Raw genomic sequence first — 16,004 nt, 5'->3', positions numbered from 1 at the left:
CTCTGTTCCGTAGGACCTCGCGAAGGAGCGACCCTTGTCGTTGCGCAGCCCGTACCCGGACGTCGAGATCCCCGACGTCTCGCTCACCGAGTTCTTGTTCGCCGACGGCTTCGGCGACCGGGCGGATGCGCCGGCGATCGTCGACGGCACCACCGGCGACCAGCTGACCTACACCGAGTTCCACGGTCTGGTCGAGAAGATCGCCGGTGGGCTCGCCGCCCGCGGCATCGGGAAGGGCGACGTCGTCGCGCTGTTCGCGCCCAACCTGCCGCAGTGGGCGGCACTGTTCCACGGCATCCTGCGTGCCAACGGGATCGTGACCAGCGCGAACTCGATGTACACCGGCGGCGAGCTGGCCCACCAGCTCAAGGACTCGGGCGCGAAGATGGTCATCACCGTCTCGCCGTTCCTCGACCGCGCCGTGGTGGGGGCGAAGGAGGCCGGGCTGTCCGAGGACGTCGTCCTCACCATCGACGCCACCGAGGGCCACGACTCGCTGCGCGACCTCGTGAGCTCCGGCGCCCCGGCGCCCGAGCTGACGACCTCCGCGACCGACACCGCCGTGCTGCCCTACTCGTCCGGCACCACCGGTCTGGCCAAGGGCGTGGTGCTGACCCACCGCAACCTGGTGGCGAACCTGCTCCAGATCCAGGTCATGGGCAACGTGACCAGCGAGACCAAGATCATGGCGTTCCTGCCGTTCTTCCACATCTACGGCATGACCGTGATGATGAACCAGGGGCTGCACGCGCGCGCCACCGTCGTCACCATGCCGAAGTTCGACCTCGAGCAGTTCCTGACCATCACCCAGGACCTGCAGGTCGACCGGCTCTACATCGCCCCGCCGGTCGCCGTCGCGCTGGCCAAGCACCCGATCGTCGAGAAGTTCGACCTGTCCTGCGTGAAGACGATCTTCTCCGGTGCCGCCCCGCTGGACGGCGAGCTCGGCCGCGCCGTCGCCAAGCGGCTGAACTGCACCGTGCTGCAGGGCTACGGCATGACCGAGCTGTCCCCGGTCAGCCACTGCATGCCCGACGACCGCGGCGACCTCGACCTGAACTCGTCCGGTTTCGCGCTGCCGAACATCGAGTGCAAGCTGGTCGACCCGGAGTCCGGCAAGGAGGTCGGTGTCGGCGAGCGCGGCGAGCTGTGGGTGAAGGGCCCGAACGTGATGGTCGGGTACCTCAACAACGACTCCGCGACCGACGCCACCAAGGACGCCGACGGCTACCTGCACACCGGCGACATCGCCGTCGTCGACGACGAGGGCGTCTACTCGATCGTCGACCGGGTCAAGGAGCTCATCAAGTACAAGGGCTACCAGGTGCCGCCCGCCGAGCTGGAGGCGCTGCTGCTGACCCACGACAAGATCGCCGACACCGCGGTCATCGGGGTCAAGGACGCCGACGGCGAGGAGGTCCCGAAGGCGTTCGTGGTGAAGCAGTCCTCGGGTGGGGACCTGACCGAGGACGAGGTCATGACCTTCGTCGCGGAGAGGGTCGCGCCGCACAAGAAGGTGCGCGTGGTCGAGTTCATCGACCAGATCCCGAAGTCGGCCGCGGGGAAGATCCTGCGGAAGGACCTGCGGGCTCGGGAGACCGAGCAGGCCTGACCCTTCTGGACTGCCGGGACGGCGTCGTGACCTGCGGGGACGGCGCCGTCCCGTCGTCTGTGGGGGCGCCGGGCGGTCCGGGGGGTGTCCAGAACGGTGCAGTCCGGTGTGGACGGACGAAACCGCTGGCCGTTCCGCCGCTCGCGCTCCACACTCTCACGGTGGCCACGCACACCGCGGACGAGTTTCTGGGGCTCACGCCACGTGAGGCGCGGGCGTGGGCAGGGGCGCTCGGGTGGGCGTTCCGCGACGTCACCCGGGACGCGTGGCGGGAGGACGACTTCCGGTTCGACCGCATCAACGTCGTCTTCGGCACGAGCGGGTTCGTCGTCTGGGCCGACATCGAGTAGCGCTTCACCGATCCGGCGCTCCCGAGATCCGGTTGTTGTACGTGTCCTGCTGATCGGCGAGCATCGACGGTATGACCGACAGCGACGCAACGACCGCTCGGTTGACCGCCCGCTCCTGGTCCGTCATCGACGCCATGATGGACAATGTCGGTCACTCCGCCAGATTCGACGAGGACACCCAGCTCGAAGATGCCGCCCTCGCTGTTCGTCAGGCCGGTTGGGACCAGGTTCCCTGGATCGACGGTGAGTGGCCCCCGATGGACCAGGCTCTGGAGATCAGGATGTCGCCTGGCCTGTGGCGTCTCGTGGTCGAGCGCCTGAGATATTCGCTGGCTCGACCTGTCGACGACGAATGCGAGGCGTTGGAGCGAGCCGCACTTGTCGAGGTCGAGCGACAGGTGGACTCGACCGACCAGGCGCGTCAGATCCAGCTGGCGACGCAGCGGTTGGAGGTCCTCGATGCCGTCGCGCTGGCCCAGAACCGGTACGCGGAGGTCTCGGAGGCGATCGCGGCGTCCGCGGACAAGTACGAGGCGCGAGCGGCGGTAGGGCGGCTGCTGGGTGTCCGTGAGGACATTGCCGGCGCGGTCACGGACCTGATCTGGTTCCGTCTCACCGCGGCTGACCGGCGTCAGGTTCGGGAGGATCGCGACGAGATCGTCGCCGAGCTGCGGGCGGCGGGCGTCGAACCCACGTGGGCGAGCCGCCCGTGACGGGGTTCACGGAACAGGTACGGGATGCTCGCCGCCGCACTAGGGGGCGACTTCGATGTGAAGGCCCGTGTTCGTTCTGATCGTCCGCACCGCCTGTTCGATGGGGCCGACGAGGAAGTCTCGAAAGTCCTGCAGCGCGACGTCGCCTTTCGGCGCGTCAGATCGTGAAGGCAGCAACACGTTGAGCATCCAGCGGATCGTTGCCAGCACCTCGAAGTAGCTGAAGCTCTCCAGCGGGTTCCCGCTCTGTCGGACGTAGTCGTTCTTGACGAAGGTGCTGATGTCGTCGTGTCCACTTCGCGCGAGCAGGCTGCATGTCCACGCCACGTCGAATCGAGGATCCCCGTCGCCCCAGTTCCAGTCGACGACCCACAGATCTCGATCGGGGCCGACGAGTACGTTCCAGGGGTGGTAGTCGCGATGTTGGATCACATCGGTCGCCGGGTGAACCGAGTTCCTGGAGGCTTATTCATAAGCCGCAAAGAAGTAGAGGCCTACGATTGCCGCAACTGTGCTTTCGTATTTGCTGATGGGGTAGCGGTATCGGCCACCTTCTTCGCTGAGCATGCGCCATGTTTTGAGGTGCGCGATGGCGTGTTCGACGGCTGCGCGGATTCTGCCGAGGGCGGTGTTGAACTCGACTTGGCTGGGGTCGAGGTCGATACCGGGGGATCGCTTGTGCGGGACCGTGTTGATGCCCTCGACGCCGATGTAGCCGAGGTCGGCGACGGACGGGAGATCGCGCAGACGCTCCGCCAGCCCGGATGCGGCGTAGGCATGTGCGTCGTGGCGGGCGCCGTGAATCGGGACTTCGCCGACCGCGACGAGGACTCCGTCGAGGGTGGCGGCGATCTGCAGGTTCATGCCCGAGTAGCCGGCCTTGACCGAGAACAGGTCGGACACTGCGTTCCAGTCCCACGTCGGGCACACGGTGCCATCGACCAGCACTGTTCCGCCTCCGAGGACCTCCCGCGGGTCGGGCACGACGTCGGCGAGGACCTCGCCGATCACCGGGCGCAGCAGGTCCCAGCGGCGACTGACCGTGGACTGGCTGACCCCGAAGATCGCGCCCGCGAAGTCCTGGGTCACGTTCTTGCGCATCAGCGTCACCACCATGGCCACTGACCGGAACAAGCCCAACGCAACAGGCCTACCTGCAGAAACGAACTTGCCGCCGCATCGGGCGTGTACTCTCACCACCAGATCGGTGAGTTGTCTATCGTCCAACCCTGTCATAGCTTTGAATCGCAACAGCTCTTCGCCGATCCTCGTTCGATGCCTGGGAACACCGAACAAACCGGCAAGGGCTGTTGCACTTCAAGCGCGACACACCGCCGTGCCGGTATCGAGACAAAATCGCCGGTGACGGCTTCCGCAGATCAACAGAATTACTCCCTTGTGAATAAGCCCCCTGGAGGCTTATTCAGGGCCCGTGAAATAACGATCTAGCCCGGCGTGTCGGGTTGGGCGACAGCCCGTCCATCGCGAAGATTGGTTTGTCGAATCAATCCGAGATGAATGGGCTGTCGCAGTATGTACTATACCACTGGCTTTCGGCGTGATGAGATTCAGGATCTTGCCGCTCTGGTGCATGAGCAGGATCAGCGGAACGCGACTGGCCTGCGACGGCCTTGGCCGCCGATTCTGGGATTGTTCTGGTCGGTGGTGATCACGTTGGCGTATCTGCGCGGGAATCGTGTGCAGTGGGAGTTGGCGGAAACCTACGGGGTGTCGCAGTCCAGGGCCCCGGCAAAGTCGTTAGATGATCTTGTGGCGAGCCGTGACAAGCGGCGCAGCTGCGCCGCCGCTCGGCGCTATAGCTGGTCCCGGGCAGGTGCAGCGCGGCAATCAGAAGGCCGCGTGGGGCGACTACCGCCGCCTATCGCGACTTTGCCGGGGCCCTGTGTCGCAGTCGACGGTCAGTCGAGCGATCGCGGGGGTGACACCGTTGCTGGCGCAGGCGCTGCGGAGTGTAGTTCCGACTGCGGAGGAGCTTCGTGCCGATCGGCAGTACATCATCGACGGAACCCTGCTGCCCTGCTGGTCATGGACCGCCGTACCAGGTCTGTGGTCGGGCAAGCATCGCACCACCGGCGTCGTCGTCCAGGTCGCAGCCACCCTGGAAGGGCAGCTGTCGTGGATCTCCGACCCGACCCCACCTGACTTCGGTCACTTGTCTTAGTGCTTCGCCGCGGGCTGACGGAGCGCGTCGAGGAGGGCCTGTTTGTCGGCGGGGACGGCGGGCGGGAAGGTCTGCTGGGTGCCGTTGATGGCGATGGTGGCCGAGCGCAGTGGTCGGAGCTGGCGGACGACGTTGCGGATGGTGAGCCCGGTGCGGTTCTGGATCTCGCGGGCGACTGCGAGGGCGGTGAACACGATGGTCAGGTGCGCTTCGATGGACTGGCGTTGGTGGTGGAACATCGGGCGGGCGCGTAGGTCGGTTTTGCTCATCCGGAAGGACTGCTCGACGTGCCAGAGGTCGTGGTCGCCGATGATCTCCCCGGCCGCTGCGCCGCCGGCCGGGATGTTGGTCACGTAGCCCTTCAACCCGACCAACCGGTATGCCCGAGCCAAGGAGGCCTCGTCCAGGGCGCGGGAGCCGTTGGTGACCTTGACGAACCGCGGTGTGCGCGCGGGCTTCTCGCCGGCGATGACCTCGCGGGCCCGGTTCTCCTGCAGGGTCAACGTGCGCCGGTCCCGGACGGCCCGCTTCGTGGAGTAGGCCCAGACCGCCCGCCAGGATCCCGGATGCTGGTTGGGGTTCCAGACGGGCTCGGCCTTGACCTTCGGGCTGTTCTCGCTGCGCCCGGTGCGGCGGTCGCGTGGTGTGAGGGTGTCGATGATCTGCCCGTCGACGAAGGCGTCGCCGTGCCAGTGGAAGTGCGACTCCAGGTCAACCGGGGCCTTGGTGAGTCGGGAGCCGACGATGAACCGCAGGCCGGCCTCGTCGAGGTCGCGCAGGTTCGCGGCCGAGAGCATCCCTGCGTCGGCGACCACGACCATCCCGCCCGGCTCGACCGGCAGCTGGTGTCGGGCCCGGAAGGCCTCGATGATCGGCAGGATCGTCGCGGTCTCGGTCTTGTTGCCCTCGAAACAGCCGATCTCGAGGGGGAACCCTGCGCGATCGACCAGCAGCCCGACGACGACCTGCGGGTCGACCCGGCGTTCCTTGGAGAACCCGACCTTGCGCAGGTCGTCCTCCTTCTCCGCCTCGAAGTAGAGGGTGGTGACGTCGTAGAGACACAACGACACATCCCCACTGCCACGGGCGTGGGTGAAGCAGGCCCTCGCGATCTCGTCGCGGTAGCTGCGCCCGGTGCAGCGCAGCAGGGTGCGGCGCATCGTCTTTTCGCTCGCCGCGGTGACGCCCAGACCGGCCAGCACCCGACCGGTGTCCAGGATGGACGTGGGCTCGACGATCCGGGCGATCACCAGGTCGCGGAACGTGTCATCAGCGACCTCTGCGAACCCGAGGCCCGCGTAGACCTCGGCGAGGATGTCGAACAGCACCCGCGACCCGGTCGTGATCACCTGCGGCGCACCCACCCGCCGGGTTGTGGTGCTCGGGGCGCGCCGCGGCATCTGGCCGAACAGCCCCTCCTGCGTGGCACCGCCGGCCGCGGTGGGCGCGATCAGCTCGGCCCGCCGGGGTGACGGCGCGACGCCCAGATCCAGGGCCTGCTGTGCAGCGTCGTCGATCAGCCCACGGGCCTGCTCGACCAGCAGGCCCAGCTCGGCCTCGGTGTGCGCTGACCCGACATGGGCCACGATCCGTCGATGGCCCTGCACGGACTCGGCGATCTGGACCGCGGTCGCCCCGGAGGCCGTCCGTACCCGCCTCACCCACGCCACCTGACCGAGCGTAGAGCACCGAATTAGTGCCTCACACCGCTCCCGCGCAAACACATCACCGCAGCTCAGCGCAGTACAAGCTGCGAAACCAGGCTCGGGTGACCAAAGTCAGGTCTGTGGTCGGGCAAGCATCGCACCACCGGCGTCGTCGTCCAGGTCGCAGCCACCCTGGAAGGGCAGCTGTCGTGGATCTCCGACCCGACCCCAGGCTCCCGACACGACCTACATTGCCTCGACCAATCCGGCGCCCTCGACCACCTCGCCACATACCCACCGATCGGCGATAAAGGCTACATCGGGCGCGGCATGCTCACCCCGTTCAAAAAACAACCCGGCCGGGAACTTCTCGACTGGCAGAAAACATTCAACAAGAGCCTCAACCGCACACGCGCCACCATCGAGCGAGTCATCGCCCATATCAAGTCGTGGAAAGTTCTCCACACAGACTACCGCCGACCCTACGCCACATTTAAAACGACGATCTCGGCAGTCATCGGACTCATCTTCTACGCACTTACCTGACGGAGCCTGAATAAGCCTCCTGTTCTCCTGTATCCACTCCGCGACTCCGGCCATGCCTGGGGCGTGCAGTCCTTCGCAGTCGCGTCGGATCTCGGAGATCTCCTGGCCGAGAGAGTCGAGCGGGTCGACCTCCGGAGCCGGCCCGCGCAGCGTCGATGGCTGGATCCGATGCAGTGCCACGAGTGTGCGTACGAACTCGCCGAGAAGTCGCGTCCTCTGGCTGCCGGGTGTCTCCTGCAGGGTGCTCCACAGCGACTCACCGGGGATGTGGTCCATCGCGACAACCGGACAGGCGAAGGCGGTCATATCCGGTTCAACGAAGTACGGCGGGGGGACCGCACAGCGCTCTCGGTGCAGGCAGACGAGCGCATTCCATTCGTGCCTCGCGTGTTCGGCTCCCGCTTCGGTGGCGCCGTAGGTCTTGAGCGTCATCGCTTTCGCGGATGTCGGGTCATCTGCCTGCGCTGCCACGAACCGGTACACGTTGCCGGCTCGTCCCTGATCGGCAAGTGGCTCCAGCGGGCCGACCACGGTCATGCCCCGCTCCTGCATGTATCGGACCAGCTGCTTCGATAGCTGCCCCTGGCTCACCTGTGGCCACCCTCGTGATCGGCATTGCGCGCGGTGTCGAAAGCCTAGGACGCCGCCGCCGTGCTCGACATGGGTCGAGTCGCCGGGCATGGCCCGCCGCCGCTCTGGACAGGCAAGTTGCTACTTGCCTATAGTCCCGGACGTGGGTGACATCTACCGGGCTCTCGCCGATCCCACTCGGCGCGCGCTGCTCGATGCGCTCACGGCGACCGATGGACAGACGTTGTTCGCGCTCTGTGGCGCGCTACTCGAACGAGGCGGCGCGCTCTCCGACCCGGCAGGCCGTCTCCCAGCATCTCGCAGTTCTGGAGGACGCCGGACTGGTCACCGTCCGACGGCAGGGCCGCTACAAGTTCCACGACATCGATACCCGCCCGCTGCGTGAGATAGCGCAGCGTTGGCCAGAGCCTCCAGGAGCGACGTGATGGCGAAGGTGTCCTACTGCAATGTCTATGTCGACGACCAAGACCAGGCGAAGCGGTTCTACTGCGATGTGATGGGATTTGAGATCAAGCACGACATTCCGATCGGAGAGCATCGCTGGCTCACCGTCACCGCCCCCGGTGACCCGGAGGGGCCGCAGCTGCTGCTCGAGCCCGATGTGCACCCCGCCGTGAAGACCTACAAGACGGCGCTGGTCGAGGACGGCATCCCGCTGGCGGCCTTCGAGGTCGACGACGTGCAGGCCGAGGTGGACCGGCTCGTCTCGGAGCACGCCACCACCGTCGTCCAACGACCTACCCCCGCCGGTGAGGTGACGATCGCGGTCGTGGACGACACCTGCGGGAACCTGATCCAGCTGTTCTCCTACTGACGGCCGTGATCCGGCACGTCGAGAAGTACCTGAGTGCTGTCGAGGGCCGCCCGGACAGCGCTCATGTACTGGTCGACGTCGTCCGGGCGGCCGGGGCAGCGGGTGACCACTTCCCCGAGGGGCGGTGGGTCAGTGGCGGTACCAGTCGTCGCCGTCGCCGCCCGCCCGGCGGATGAGGTAGTCCCGCAGTGATCCGGCGACCCGGTGGCGCGAGTCGGTCTCGTGGTCCCACACGACCACCTCCGGGCGGTTCGGCAGTGCCGGGAAGCCGAACAGGTCGCCCCCGCCGTTGTCGGCGAAGAAGATCAGCTGGTCGAAGGGCAGGTAGAGCTCGGCGAGGCCGGGGTCGCGGCGCAGGGCCAGGTTGTCGTCGACGATCTGCCGGGCCGGATGGACCAGGGCGGCGCCGTGGCGGCCGTGCAGTCCGTCGGTCTCGAGGAGCAGCGCCCGCAGGTCCGGGGGCACCTCGTGGCCCAGCTCGGTGCCGATGGCATCGACGTCGTCCGGGGAGGCCGGCCGGGCAGGCTCGACGACGTCGAACAGCCGCTGCGCCAGCTCGATCCACACCCGGCGACCGTACCGGTGCGACGGGGCGGGTCAGCGGCCCGCGGTCTCCTCCGGCGTCTCACCGAAGGCGCGGGTGTAGGCCACCCGGAACCCGCCGGGCCGGACGAAGCCCCACCGGCCCGCAATGCGCTCCACCGCCGTCGCGTCGCCCGTCGCGCGCAGGTCGTCGCGCACGCCGTGGAGCCGGGCGCGCCACAGCACGGTGGCCGGGTCGGTCCCGGCCCGGCGCAGCCCGGCCAGCACGGTCCGGGCCGGGGCCCCGGTCAGCCGGGCCAGCTCCGTCGGGTCGACGGGACGGTGCGCGTGCGCGCGCAGGTGCTCGGTGACGCGGCGGACCAGGCGGGCGGGCAGCGCCGGGGTGCGGGCCGGCCCGCGGCGGGTGACCTCGTCGAGCACGGTGTTCGGGAACGTCTCCAGGAACCGGGACGCCAGCAGCCCGAACGCCTCGTCCAGCGCGACGGACCCGTCCAGCAGCATCGGGTTGCCGAGCACCCGGTCCCGCACGTGCACCACGGTGGCGGCCCAGCGGCGCGCGTGTTCCTCGCTCAGCGGGGTGATCCCGGTCAGCCGCACCCGTCGGTCGCGACGCCGTGCACCTGCCCCGCCCAGCGGGTCAGGGCCGCCGGGTCGAGGCCCACGACGTCGAGGTCGATGTCCTCGGCGAGGTCGCGGAAACGGCCCTCGGGCGGGAGCACCCCGACGTCACCGGGCCGCAGCACCACGGTGCCGTACGCCTCGGTGTCCAGGCGCATGCGTCCGCCCTGCACCAGATCGACGACGAACTCGTTCTCGACCGGGTCGACCATCGCGTCGATCTCGGCGGTGACCCACAGGTCGCTCAGCGAGAACCCCGGGGCGGCGACGGTCTCGTTCCCCACCTCGAAGTCGCGGCCGTCGCCCGCCGGCAGCACCACCGCGCCCCCGTAGAACTCCGCGACGAACCGTTCGACGTCGGCCGCCGACTCCATGCGGAAGCTCAGGCGTCGCACCCCGTTGCCGGGAGGCTGACCGTTCACTCGCCCTCCACCGGTGCACCGGGTGATCGGAAGCGGAAAGCTACCCCGTGACCGGGCATCGGCGCGACTCGCGCGGCCGCGGAACCGTCGGGGTCCGGCCGTAGCCTCCACCCATGGCGACTCCCTGGACGATCACCGTCGACTGTGCCGACGCACACCTGCTCGCGGAGTTCTGGAGCGCTGCGCTCGGCTACGCCCCCGCCCCGCCACCGACCGGGTTCGCGACCTGGGAGGCGTGCTGGTCCACCACGAGGTGCCCGCCGACGAGTGGGGCGACGTCGCCGCGATCAGCGACCCGGAGGGCGCGGGCCCGCGGATCTCGTTCCTGCGGGTCGACGAGCCCCGCACGGTGAAGAACCGGCTGCACCTGGACCTGCAGGTCACCGGGGGTCGGCACCTGCCGGACGAGCTGCGCGGCGAGCGGCTGGGCGCGGAGGCGCGACGGCTCTGTGCGCTGGGCGCACGGGTCGTCGAGGAGCACCTGTCCCCAGGTTCTCCACATGTGGACCACCTGTGGATGGCCGACCCGGAGGGCAACGACTTCTGCATCGTGTGAGGCCCCCGATCATCACCCGGGAGGGCTCGGGCGCCGGGGCCGCGCCGGGTTCGCCGCCGACCTGCCCGTCGACGGCGGGTCGTCCGCCTCGAGCGGCCGTCCGCGGACGGCCGGACCGGGGTCAGGCGGCGTCGGCGAGATCCGCGACGTCGTCGGCGCAGCCCCAGGACAGGGTGATGCCGGAGCCGCCGTGCCCGTAGTCGTGGATCACCCGCGGGCGGTCGCGGTGGCGGGCTCGGCCTCCAGCCGCACCTCGGGGCGGGCCGGGCGCAGGCCCGCGAGATGCTCCAGGACCTCGGCGTCGCGCAGGGCCGGGACGATGTCGCGGCAGCGCCGCAGGATCGCCTCGCCGGCGGCCGGGTCGGGTGTCGCGTCCCAGACGCCGTCGTCGAGGGTGCCGCCGAGGATGCAGTCGTGCGCGCGGGGGTGCACGTACGCGCGGCCGCCGGGGTGCGCCTCGTCGCGGACCGACATCGTCAGCCCGGGGTTGGTGACGCGCACGATCTGCCCGCGCACCGGGGTCACCGTGCTGTCGCCGACCAGGGTGCGCGCGCCCAGCCCGGAGCAGTGCACGACGAGGTCGGCGTCCCGCCCTGCCTCGTCGAGCCCGGTGACGCGCCGGCGTTCCAGGGCGATCCCGCGCCGCCCCGCCTCGGCGGCCAGCCATGGCAGGTGCACCGGCATCTCGACCAGTGGCACCGCGAAGCGCAGGCCGTGGGCGTAGCCGGGCGGCAGCTCGTCGGGCCGGGCCGGGCGGACGTCGCCGACGGCGTCGGCCCACCACTGCGGCTCCGGCGCCGCCCGGTAGAGGGTCAGCGACTCCCGCATCACGACGCCGGGGACGCCGTCGGCCGCCTGACGGGCCAGCTCGGCGAAGGTGCGCCGTCCCCAGTCGAGGACCTTGTCCCGCGGACCGGCCCGGGTCGGGAACCACACGGCCGCGGCCAGGTGCGACGTCGACGCCTCCACCGGCACGTCGGCCAGCACCCGGACCGACCAGCCCCGCTCCCGCAGCCGGAGCGCGCAGCTCAGGCCCGCGATCCCGGCGCCGACCACCACGGCCCGTCGGTTGGCTCCCATGCCGGCGATCCTCGCAGCCGCTTGCCCCGGATCGTCATCCGGACGTCGACGCCCGGTCACCCCCGGCGCGCAGACTCGGCCCGGTGACCGCACCGCTGCTGACCGGCCCGGCCCTGGCCCACCGGGTCGCACTCGTCCTCGCCGTCCCGCTGCAGGCCGCGCTGGGCGCCCGGCCGGTCGACGACGCCGACCCGGCCGCGGGGTCGCGTTCGAGATCGGTGAGCTCGCCGACGGCGGCGCGGGCGGTGCGCACGCCGGTGCGCTGGCCGTCGGGCTGGAGGTGGGGGCGTTGCTCGCCGTCCTGCCGCACCTCACCGAGGCCGAGCACGCGGTGTCGGTGTCCACCGCGGTCACGCTGCCCGCTCAGGCCCCGCGGGGCGGGGAGGTCGCGTTCCGCGGAACGCTCGCCCGGCGCACCGGCCGGTCCGCGTTCACCTCGGTGACCGCCGTCTGCGCCGGCGCCGTCGTCGCCAGGGCGCAGATCGTGAAGGCCGTCGTCCGCGTTCAGCCGGCGTAGGCGGCGTCGAAGAACGCCAGTTCCAGGTCGACCGCGCGCACGAACAGCGCCGCGACCCGCTCGCGGTGGGCGGGGTCGAGCCGGTCGGCGGCACGGTCGAGCTCGTCGCGCAGGAACGCGACCCACTCCTCGAACTCGACACCGCGGTGCAGCTCGATCCACTCGCGGGAGATCCGGTCGTCGGGGTGGTCGCGCCCGGCCGGGTCGCCCAGTCCAGGTACAGCCACTCGGCGACGACCAGTACGGCCAGGGTCTCGGCGTACCCGGCGTCGCGGGCCTCGCCCATCAGGTCGACGAACCCGACGGTCGGCGCGGCCCGCTCCGGTTCGGCGTTCCCGTCGAGCTCACCGAGCGAGCGCTCGAAGTAGTCGTTCTCCGGGCCCGCGACCAGCCCGAGCTGACGGGCCAGCCGGACCCGCGGGCCGGGCCGGTCTGCCGTCGCGACGGCGGCGCCGAGCAGCGCGAGGAACGAGTCGACGAACTGCAGGTCCTGCTCCAGGTAGTGCCGGAGCACACCACGGTCCAGGGCGCCGGACCACAGCTCCTCGACGAACCGGTGCCCCACCGCCGCGTCCCAGGTCGCGGCCGTCGACTCCCGCAGCTGCGCGCTGAATCCCATGCCGCCCAGGCTAGGCGTCACCCCCGGAGACCTCCCCGGGGTGTGACAACGGGCGACGCCCGGGTGACCATTGCGCATCGCACCGGCCACCGCCGGCTGTGGCACCGAGGAGGGGGAGGCGCCATGACGGAGACCACGCACCGGCCGGAGGCCGGTGGCGAGCTGAGGGCGGGGCTGCGCGACCGGCACGTCACCATGATCAGCATCGCCGGGGTGATCGGCGCCGGGTTGTTCATCGGCTCCGGCAGCGCGATCGCCACCGCGGGCCCCGCGGTGCTGCTGGCCTACCTCTTCGCCGGGACGCTGGTCGTGCTGCTGTGATGCGGATGCTCGGCGAGATGGCGGCCGCGGAGCCGGACTCCGGCTCGTTCTCCACCTATGCCGACCGGGCGATCGGGCCGTGGGCCGGGTTCACCGTCGGCTGGCTGTACTGGTGGTTCTGGGTCCTCGTCATCCCGGTCGAGGCGACGGCCGCCGCGCTCATCCTCAACTCGTGGCTGCCCGGGGTCCCGCAGTGGGGCTGGGCGCTGGCCGTCACCGTGCTGCTGACGGTGACCAACCTGTTCTCCGTCGCCAACTACGGCGAGTTCGAGTTCTGGTTCGCCCTGCTCAAGGTGGTCGCGATCATCGCGTTCATCGTCGTCGGGGTGCTCGCGGTGCTGGGCCTGCTGCCCGGGTTCGTGGGCGACGACTCGTCGGTGTCGGGGCTGTCCCGGCTGGTGTCCGAGGGCGGGTTCCTGCCGAACGGGCCGGGCGCGGTGGTCGCCGCGGTGCTGGTGACGATGTTCAGCTTCATGGGCACCGAGATCGTCACGATCGCGGCGGCCGAGTCCGGCGACCCGGCGCGCGGGATCGGCCGGGCCACCCGCTCGGTGATCTGGCGGATCGCGGTGTTCTACCTGGCCTCGATCCTGCTCGTGGTCGCGATCGTGCCGTGGAACGACCCGCGGCTGCCCGCGGTCGGGTCGTACCAGGCGGCGCTGGAGGCGCTGGACGTGCCGTCGGCCAAGCTCATCGTCGACGTGGTGGTGCTCGTCGCCGTCGCGAGCTGCCTGAACTCGGCGCTGTACACGGCCTCGCGGATGCTGTTCTCGCTCGGCCGCCGCGGGCAGGCCCCTGGCCTGGTCAACCGGACCACCTCGCAGGGTGTGCCGCGGTTCGCGGTGCTCGGGTCGACGCTGGTCGGGTTCGTCGCGGTGATCGCGAACTACGCCTTCCCCGAGGAGGTCTTCAAGACCCTGCTCGCGACCTCCGGCGCGATCGCACTGTTGGTCTACCTGGTCATCGCGGTGTCCCAGCTGCGGATGCGCCGGGTCCTGGAGCGCGACGGCGTCGCGATGCCGGTGCGGATGTGGGCCTACCCGGTGCTCACCTGGGCGGTGATCGTCGTGATCCCGGTGGTGCTCGTCTACATGGCCGCCCGCGAGGGCTCGCGCTTCGAACTGGGCATGACCGGGCTCATCGCGGCCGTCGTCGTGGGTGTCGGCGTGCTGCTCACCCGGCGTCACACGCGGGCCGCCGTGCGGTGAGCCCGCGGCGCTCGCCTACGGTGATCACGCGCGAAGGGGGTGGGCGATGACGGCGCGAGCACTGGTCCGCAACGGCGCGATGCCGCTGTGGCAGCAGCTGCTGGCGGACCTGCGCCGCCGGCTGTCCGACGGTGAGTTCGACGAGGCACTGCCCGGCGAGTTCGCGCTGGCCGCCGACTACGCGGTCAGCAGGCACACGGTGCGGGAGGCGCTGCGCCGGCTGCGGGAGGACGGCGCCGTCGTCGCCGGGCGGGGGCGGGTCGCCCGCCCGACGGTGCGCTCGGAGATCGAGCAGCCGCTCGACGAGCCGTACTCGCTCTACGTGGCGGTCGAGTCGGCCGGGCGCACCCAGCGCAGCGTGGTGCGGACCTTCGAGGTCCGTGCGGACGGCGTGGTCGCGGCCCGGTTGGGACTGGAGGAGTCCACGCCGCTGGTACACCTGGAGCGGCTGCGGCTCGCCGACGAGCCGAGCCGCTCGCCGTCGACCGGGTGTGGTTGCCCGAGGAGCTGGCGGCGCCCCTGCTCGACGTCGACTTCACCCACACCGGCATCTACCCCGAGTACCGGCGCCGCTGCGGGATCCGTGTCGACGGGGGCATGGAGAACATCCGGGCGGTGCTGCCCGGGCGCGGCGAGCGGGAGCTGCTCGGCATCGACGAGGGCGTCGCCGCGCTGTCGATCGAGCGGCTCGGCCTGTCCGCCGGGCGTCCCGTGGAGTGGCGGCACACCCTGGTCCGCGGCGACCGGTTCTCGGTCACCGCCCAGTTCTCGGCCCGCTCGGGCTACCGGGTGGACCTCAACGAGCCGAACTGACCGGGGCGCCTCGGACCGGGGCCGGAACACCGCACTCGGAACCGGATCGCCGCGGGCCGGGATCGGAACGCCGCACGCCGGAACCGGAACGCCTCGGGCCGCAGGGCCTCAGGCGGGGACCGAGACGCCGATCCCGCCGCGGGTGTCCGCGCCGTATCGGGCGATCTCGGCCGCGAGGTCGAGCGGCTCGATGCGCATGTCGTGGTCGTCGGCGCCGTCGACCAGGGCGGCCGGGACCAACCAGCAGACCTCGAACTCCAGCCCGTCGGGGTCCCGCGCGTAGAGCGCCTTGGTGGTGCCGTGGTCCGAGGCGCCGACCAGCGCCCCGGCAGCCTGGAGCTGCTCACCGATCCTGGCGAGCTCGCCGAGCGTGTCGACCTCCCACGCCAGGTGGTAGAGCCCGGCGGTGCCGCGACCCGCCTGCGAGGGCCCGGCCTGCGCGCCGATCCCGAACAGGGCGAGGTCGTGGTCGTTGGTCGACCCCTCGGCCTGCAGGAACGCGCCACGGCCACCGGGGAGCTCGACGACGGGGCGGAAGCCGAGCGTGTCGCGGTAGAAGTCGACGCTGCGTGCGACGTCGCGGACGTAGAGGACGGCGTGGTTGAGGCGCTGGACGGGCATCCCGGTCTCCATCGAAAGAAGTTGAACTCTCAACTCATATGGTACGCCCGTGCCCCGGCGAGTTCAACGGGTGACCAGCCACGTGAGGACGCCGGCCGAGCGGGTGTGGTCGACGTTCGCCGCCAGTCGCAGCCGTTCCAGGGCGTCCTCCAGGGACTGCACGTCGCGCGAGCGCAGCAGGACCAGTGCGTCGGCCTCCCCGGTCACCGTGCCCGCCGTGACGACCTCGGGC

General features: G+C 70.3%; 22 protein-coding genes and 2 pseudogenes. 13 read left to right on the top strand and 11 right to left on the bottom strand.

The genetic code is table 11. From position 1 onward, the window contains the following. Window positions 1-34: 34 nt before the first annotated feature. From KPL57_RS53470 to KPL57_RS53460, 3 genes are all read left to right on the top strand, one after another. A complete protein-coding gene (locus KPL57_RS53470) occupies window positions 35-1,612 on the top strand; it encodes an AMP-binding protein (RefSeq protein ID WP_226358057.1) in 1,578 nt (525 codons plus the stop codon). 161 nt (window positions 1,613-1,773) lie between these two features. Beyond that, window positions 1,774-1,962: a hypothetical protein gene (locus KPL57_RS53465; protein WP_226358056.1), complete on the top strand. Its 189-nt coding sequence runs from the start codon at window positions 1,774-1,776 to the stop codon at window positions 1,960-1,962. Window positions 1,963-2,033: 71 nt separating this feature from the next. Continuing rightward, on the top strand, window positions 2,034-2,675 hold the full coding sequence (locus tag KPL57_RS53460; protein WP_226358055.1) for a hypothetical protein: 642 nt from the start codon (window positions 2,034-2,036) through the stop codon (window positions 2,673-2,675). Window positions 2,676-2,714: 39 nt separating this feature from the next. Here KPL57_RS53460 and KPL57_RS53455 read toward each other — a convergent pair whose 3' ends face one another. Both KPL57_RS53455 and KPL57_RS53450 read right to left on the bottom strand, forming a co-directional pair. Next, window positions 2,715-3,107 carry a phosphotransferase gene (locus KPL57_RS53455; protein WP_226358054.1) on the bottom strand — a complete coding sequence of 131 codons (393 nt, stop codon included), beginning with the start codon at window positions 3,105-3,107 and terminating at the stop codon, window positions 2,715-2,717. A gap of 33 nt (window positions 3,108-3,140) precedes the next feature. Then, on the bottom strand, window positions 3,141-3,791 hold the full coding sequence (locus KPL57_RS53450; RefSeq protein WP_226351147.1) for a transposase: 651 nt from the start codon (window positions 3,789-3,791) through the stop codon (window positions 3,141-3,143). An 823-nt stretch (window positions 3,792-4,614) separates the two neighbouring features. Between KPL57_RS53450 and KPL57_RS53445 the strand changes: the two genes are divergently transcribed. After that, window positions 4,615-4,857, top strand: coding sequence for a hypothetical protein (locus KPL57_RS53445; RefSeq protein WP_226358053.1), 243 nt, complete (start codon window positions 4,615-4,617; stop codon window positions 4,855-4,857). Here the strand turns inward: KPL57_RS53445 and KPL57_RS53440 are convergent. Then, window positions 4,854-6,527, bottom strand: coding sequence for an IS1634 family transposase (locus KPL57_RS53440; protein WP_226358052.1), 1,674 nt, complete (start codon window positions 6,525-6,527; stop codon window positions 4,854-4,856). The two genes, KPL57_RS53445 and KPL57_RS53440, sit on opposite strands and share 4 nt — an antisense overlap. A 114-nt stretch (window positions 6,528-6,641) precedes the next feature. Here KPL57_RS53440 and KPL57_RS53435 point away from each other — a divergent pair, with 114 nt between their 5' ends. From KPL57_RS53435 to KPL57_RS53425, 3 genes and pseudogenes are all read left to right on the top strand, one after another. After that, the gene (locus KPL57_RS53435; protein WP_226358115.1) at window positions 6,642-7,049 is read left to right on the top strand and encodes a transposase family protein; all 408 of its coding nucleotides are present in this window, start codon (window positions 6,642-6,644) and stop codon (window positions 7,047-7,049) included. Window positions 7,050-7,728: 679 nt separating this feature from the next. Next, window positions 7,729-8,065: pseudogene (locus KPL57_RS53430) on the top strand (ArsR/SmtB family transcription factor). Next, window positions 8,065-8,454, top strand: a complete 390-nt coding sequence (locus tag KPL57_RS53425; RefSeq protein ID WP_226358051.1) for a VOC family protein — start codon at window positions 8,065-8,067, stop codon at window positions 8,452-8,454. Before KPL57_RS53430 ends, KPL57_RS53425 begins: the two are co-directional and overlap by 1 nt. Window positions 8,455-8,583: 129 nt before the next feature. On the opposite strand, the gene KPL57_RS53420 is transcribed toward KPL57_RS53425, so the two are convergent. Genes KPL57_RS53420 through KPL57_RS53410 form a run of 3 tightly spaced genes read right to left on the bottom strand, consistent with a single transcriptional unit; the run spans window position 8,584 to window position 10,037 of the window. Next, window positions 8,584-9,021: an SMI1/KNR4 family protein gene (locus KPL57_RS53420; RefSeq protein ID WP_226358050.1), complete on the bottom strand. Its 438-nt coding sequence runs from the start codon at window positions 9,019-9,021 to the stop codon at window positions 8,584-8,586. Between the two features lie 30 nt (window positions 9,022-9,051). After that, entirely contained in the window at window positions 9,052-9,594 is a 543-nt protein-coding gene (locus KPL57_RS53415; RefSeq protein ID WP_226358049.1) for an AraC family transcriptional regulator, read from the bottom strand. Beyond that, window positions 9,585-10,037 (bottom strand): hypothetical protein, encoded by a 453-nt coding sequence (locus KPL57_RS53410; RefSeq protein WP_226358048.1) that lies wholly within the window; start codon window positions 10,035-10,037, stop codon window positions 9,585-9,587. Before KPL57_RS53410 ends, KPL57_RS53415 begins: the two co-directional genes overlap by 10 nt. A gap of 113 nt (window positions 10,038-10,150) precedes the next feature. Here KPL57_RS53410 and KPL57_RS68150 point away from each other — a divergent pair, with 113 nt between their 5' ends. Together KPL57_RS68150 and KPL57_RS53405 are read left to right on the top strand one after the other, a co-directional pair. Further along, window positions 10,151-10,390, top strand: a complete 240-nt coding sequence (locus KPL57_RS68150) for a VOC family protein (protein ID WP_264199730.1) — start codon at window positions 10,151-10,153, stop codon at window positions 10,388-10,390. Next, entirely contained in the window at window positions 10,276-10,593 is a 318-nt protein-coding gene (locus KPL57_RS53405) for a VOC family protein (RefSeq protein WP_264199735.1), read from the top strand. Before KPL57_RS68150 ends, KPL57_RS53405 begins: the two co-directional genes overlap by 115 nt. A gap of 207 nt (window positions 10,594-10,800) precedes the next feature. On the opposite strand, the gene KPL57_RS53400 is transcribed toward KPL57_RS53405, so the two are convergent. From KPL57_RS53400 to KPL57_RS53390, 3 genes are all read right to left on the bottom strand, one after another. Then, on the bottom strand, window positions 10,801-11,673 hold the full coding sequence (locus tag KPL57_RS53400; protein ID WP_226358047.1) for an FAD-binding oxidoreductase: 873 nt from the start codon (window positions 11,671-11,673) through the stop codon (window positions 10,801-10,803). Between the two features lie 34 nt (window positions 11,674-11,707). Continuing rightward, entirely contained in the window at window positions 11,708-12,001 is a 294-nt protein-coding gene (locus tag KPL57_RS53395; protein ID WP_226358046.1) for a hypothetical protein, read from the bottom strand. Window positions 12,002-12,104: 103 nt separating this feature from the next. Next, window positions 12,105-12,809: a TenA family protein gene (locus tag KPL57_RS53390; protein WP_226358045.1), complete on the bottom strand. Its 705-nt coding sequence runs from the start codon at window positions 12,807-12,809 to the stop codon at window positions 12,105-12,107. 123 nt (window positions 12,810-12,932) lie between these two features. Here KPL57_RS53390 and KPL57_RS68145 point away from each other — a divergent pair, with 123 nt between their 5' ends. The 4 genes and pseudogenes from KPL57_RS68145 to KPL57_RS70925 all read left to right on the top strand — a co-directional run bounded on the left by KPL57_RS68145 (window position 12,933) and on the right by KPL57_RS70925 (window position 15,151). Continuing rightward, window positions 12,933-13,130, top strand: coding sequence for a hypothetical protein (locus KPL57_RS68145; RefSeq protein WP_264199729.1), 198 nt, complete (start codon window positions 12,933-12,935; stop codon window positions 13,128-13,130). A gap of 5 nt (window positions 13,131-13,135) precedes the next feature. After that, window positions 13,136-14,338: an amino acid permease gene (locus KPL57_RS53385; RefSeq protein ID WP_264199728.1), complete on the top strand. Its 1,203-nt coding sequence runs from the start codon at window positions 13,136-13,138 to the stop codon at window positions 14,336-14,338. 46 nt (window positions 14,339-14,384) lie between these two features. Further along, window positions 14,385-14,537, top strand: a pseudogene (locus tag KPL57_RS70930) (GntR family transcriptional regulator); the annotation flags it as partial. Window positions 14,538-14,827: 290 nt separating this feature from the next. Further along, entirely contained in the window at window positions 14,828-15,151 is a 324-nt protein-coding gene (locus tag KPL57_RS70925; RefSeq protein ID WP_308253132.1) for a UTRA domain-containing protein, read from the top strand. Between the two features lie 108 nt (window positions 15,152-15,259). On the opposite strand, the gene KPL57_RS53375 is transcribed toward KPL57_RS70925, so the two are convergent. After that, window positions 15,260-15,772: a VOC family protein gene (locus KPL57_RS53375; protein WP_226358044.1), complete on the bottom strand. Its 513-nt coding sequence runs from the start codon at window positions 15,770-15,772 to the stop codon at window positions 15,260-15,262. Window positions 15,773-15,835: 63 nt separating this feature from the next. After that, window positions 15,836-16,004, bottom strand: a 169-nt coding sequence (locus tag KPL57_RS53370; RefSeq protein ID WP_264199734.1) for an Lrp/AsnC ligand binding domain-containing protein, incomplete at its 5' end; no start/stop codon positions are given.

This window comes from Pseudonocardia sp. ICBG601 (assembly GCF_020496245.1).
The sequence above is the reverse complement of the archived record's forward strand: the minus strand, read 5'-3'. Positions and strand labels throughout refer to the sequence as shown.

Coding starts and splice junctions, on each gene's coding strand:
- KPL57_RS53460 (WP_226358055.1), top strand. CDS start 2,034: ATGACCGACAGCGACGCAACGACCGCTCGGTTGACCGCCCGCTCCTGG.
- KPL57_RS53450 (WP_226351147.1), bottom strand. CDS start 3,791: ATGGTGGTGACGCTGATGCGCAAGAACGTGACCCAGGACTTCGCGGGC.
- KPL57_RS53425 (WP_226358051.1), top strand. CDS start 8,065: ATGGCGAAGGTGTCCTACTGCAATGTCTATGTCGACGACCAAGACCAG.
- KPL57_RS68150 (WP_264199730.1), top strand. CDS start 10,151: ATGGCGACTCCCTGGACGATCACCGTCGACTGTGCCGACGCACACCTG.
- KPL57_RS53400 (WP_226358047.1), bottom strand. CDS start 11,673: ATGGGAGCCAACCGACGGGCCGTGGTGGTCGGCGCCGGGATCGCGGGC.
- KPL57_RS53390 (WP_226358045.1), bottom strand. CDS start 12,809: ATGGGATTCAGCGCGCAGCTGCGGGAGTCGACGGCCGCGACCTGGGAC.
- KPL57_RS68145 (WP_264199729.1), top strand. CDS start 12,933: ATGACGGAGACCACGCACCGGCCGGAGGCCGGTGGCGAGCTGAGGGCG.
- KPL57_RS53385 (WP_264199728.1), top strand. CDS start 13,136: ATGCTCGGCGAGATGGCGGCCGCGGAGCCGGACTCCGGCTCGTTCTCC.
- KPL57_RS53375 (WP_226358044.1), bottom strand. CDS start 15,772: ATGCCCGTCCAGCGCCTCAACCACGCCGTCCTCTACGTCCGCGACGTC.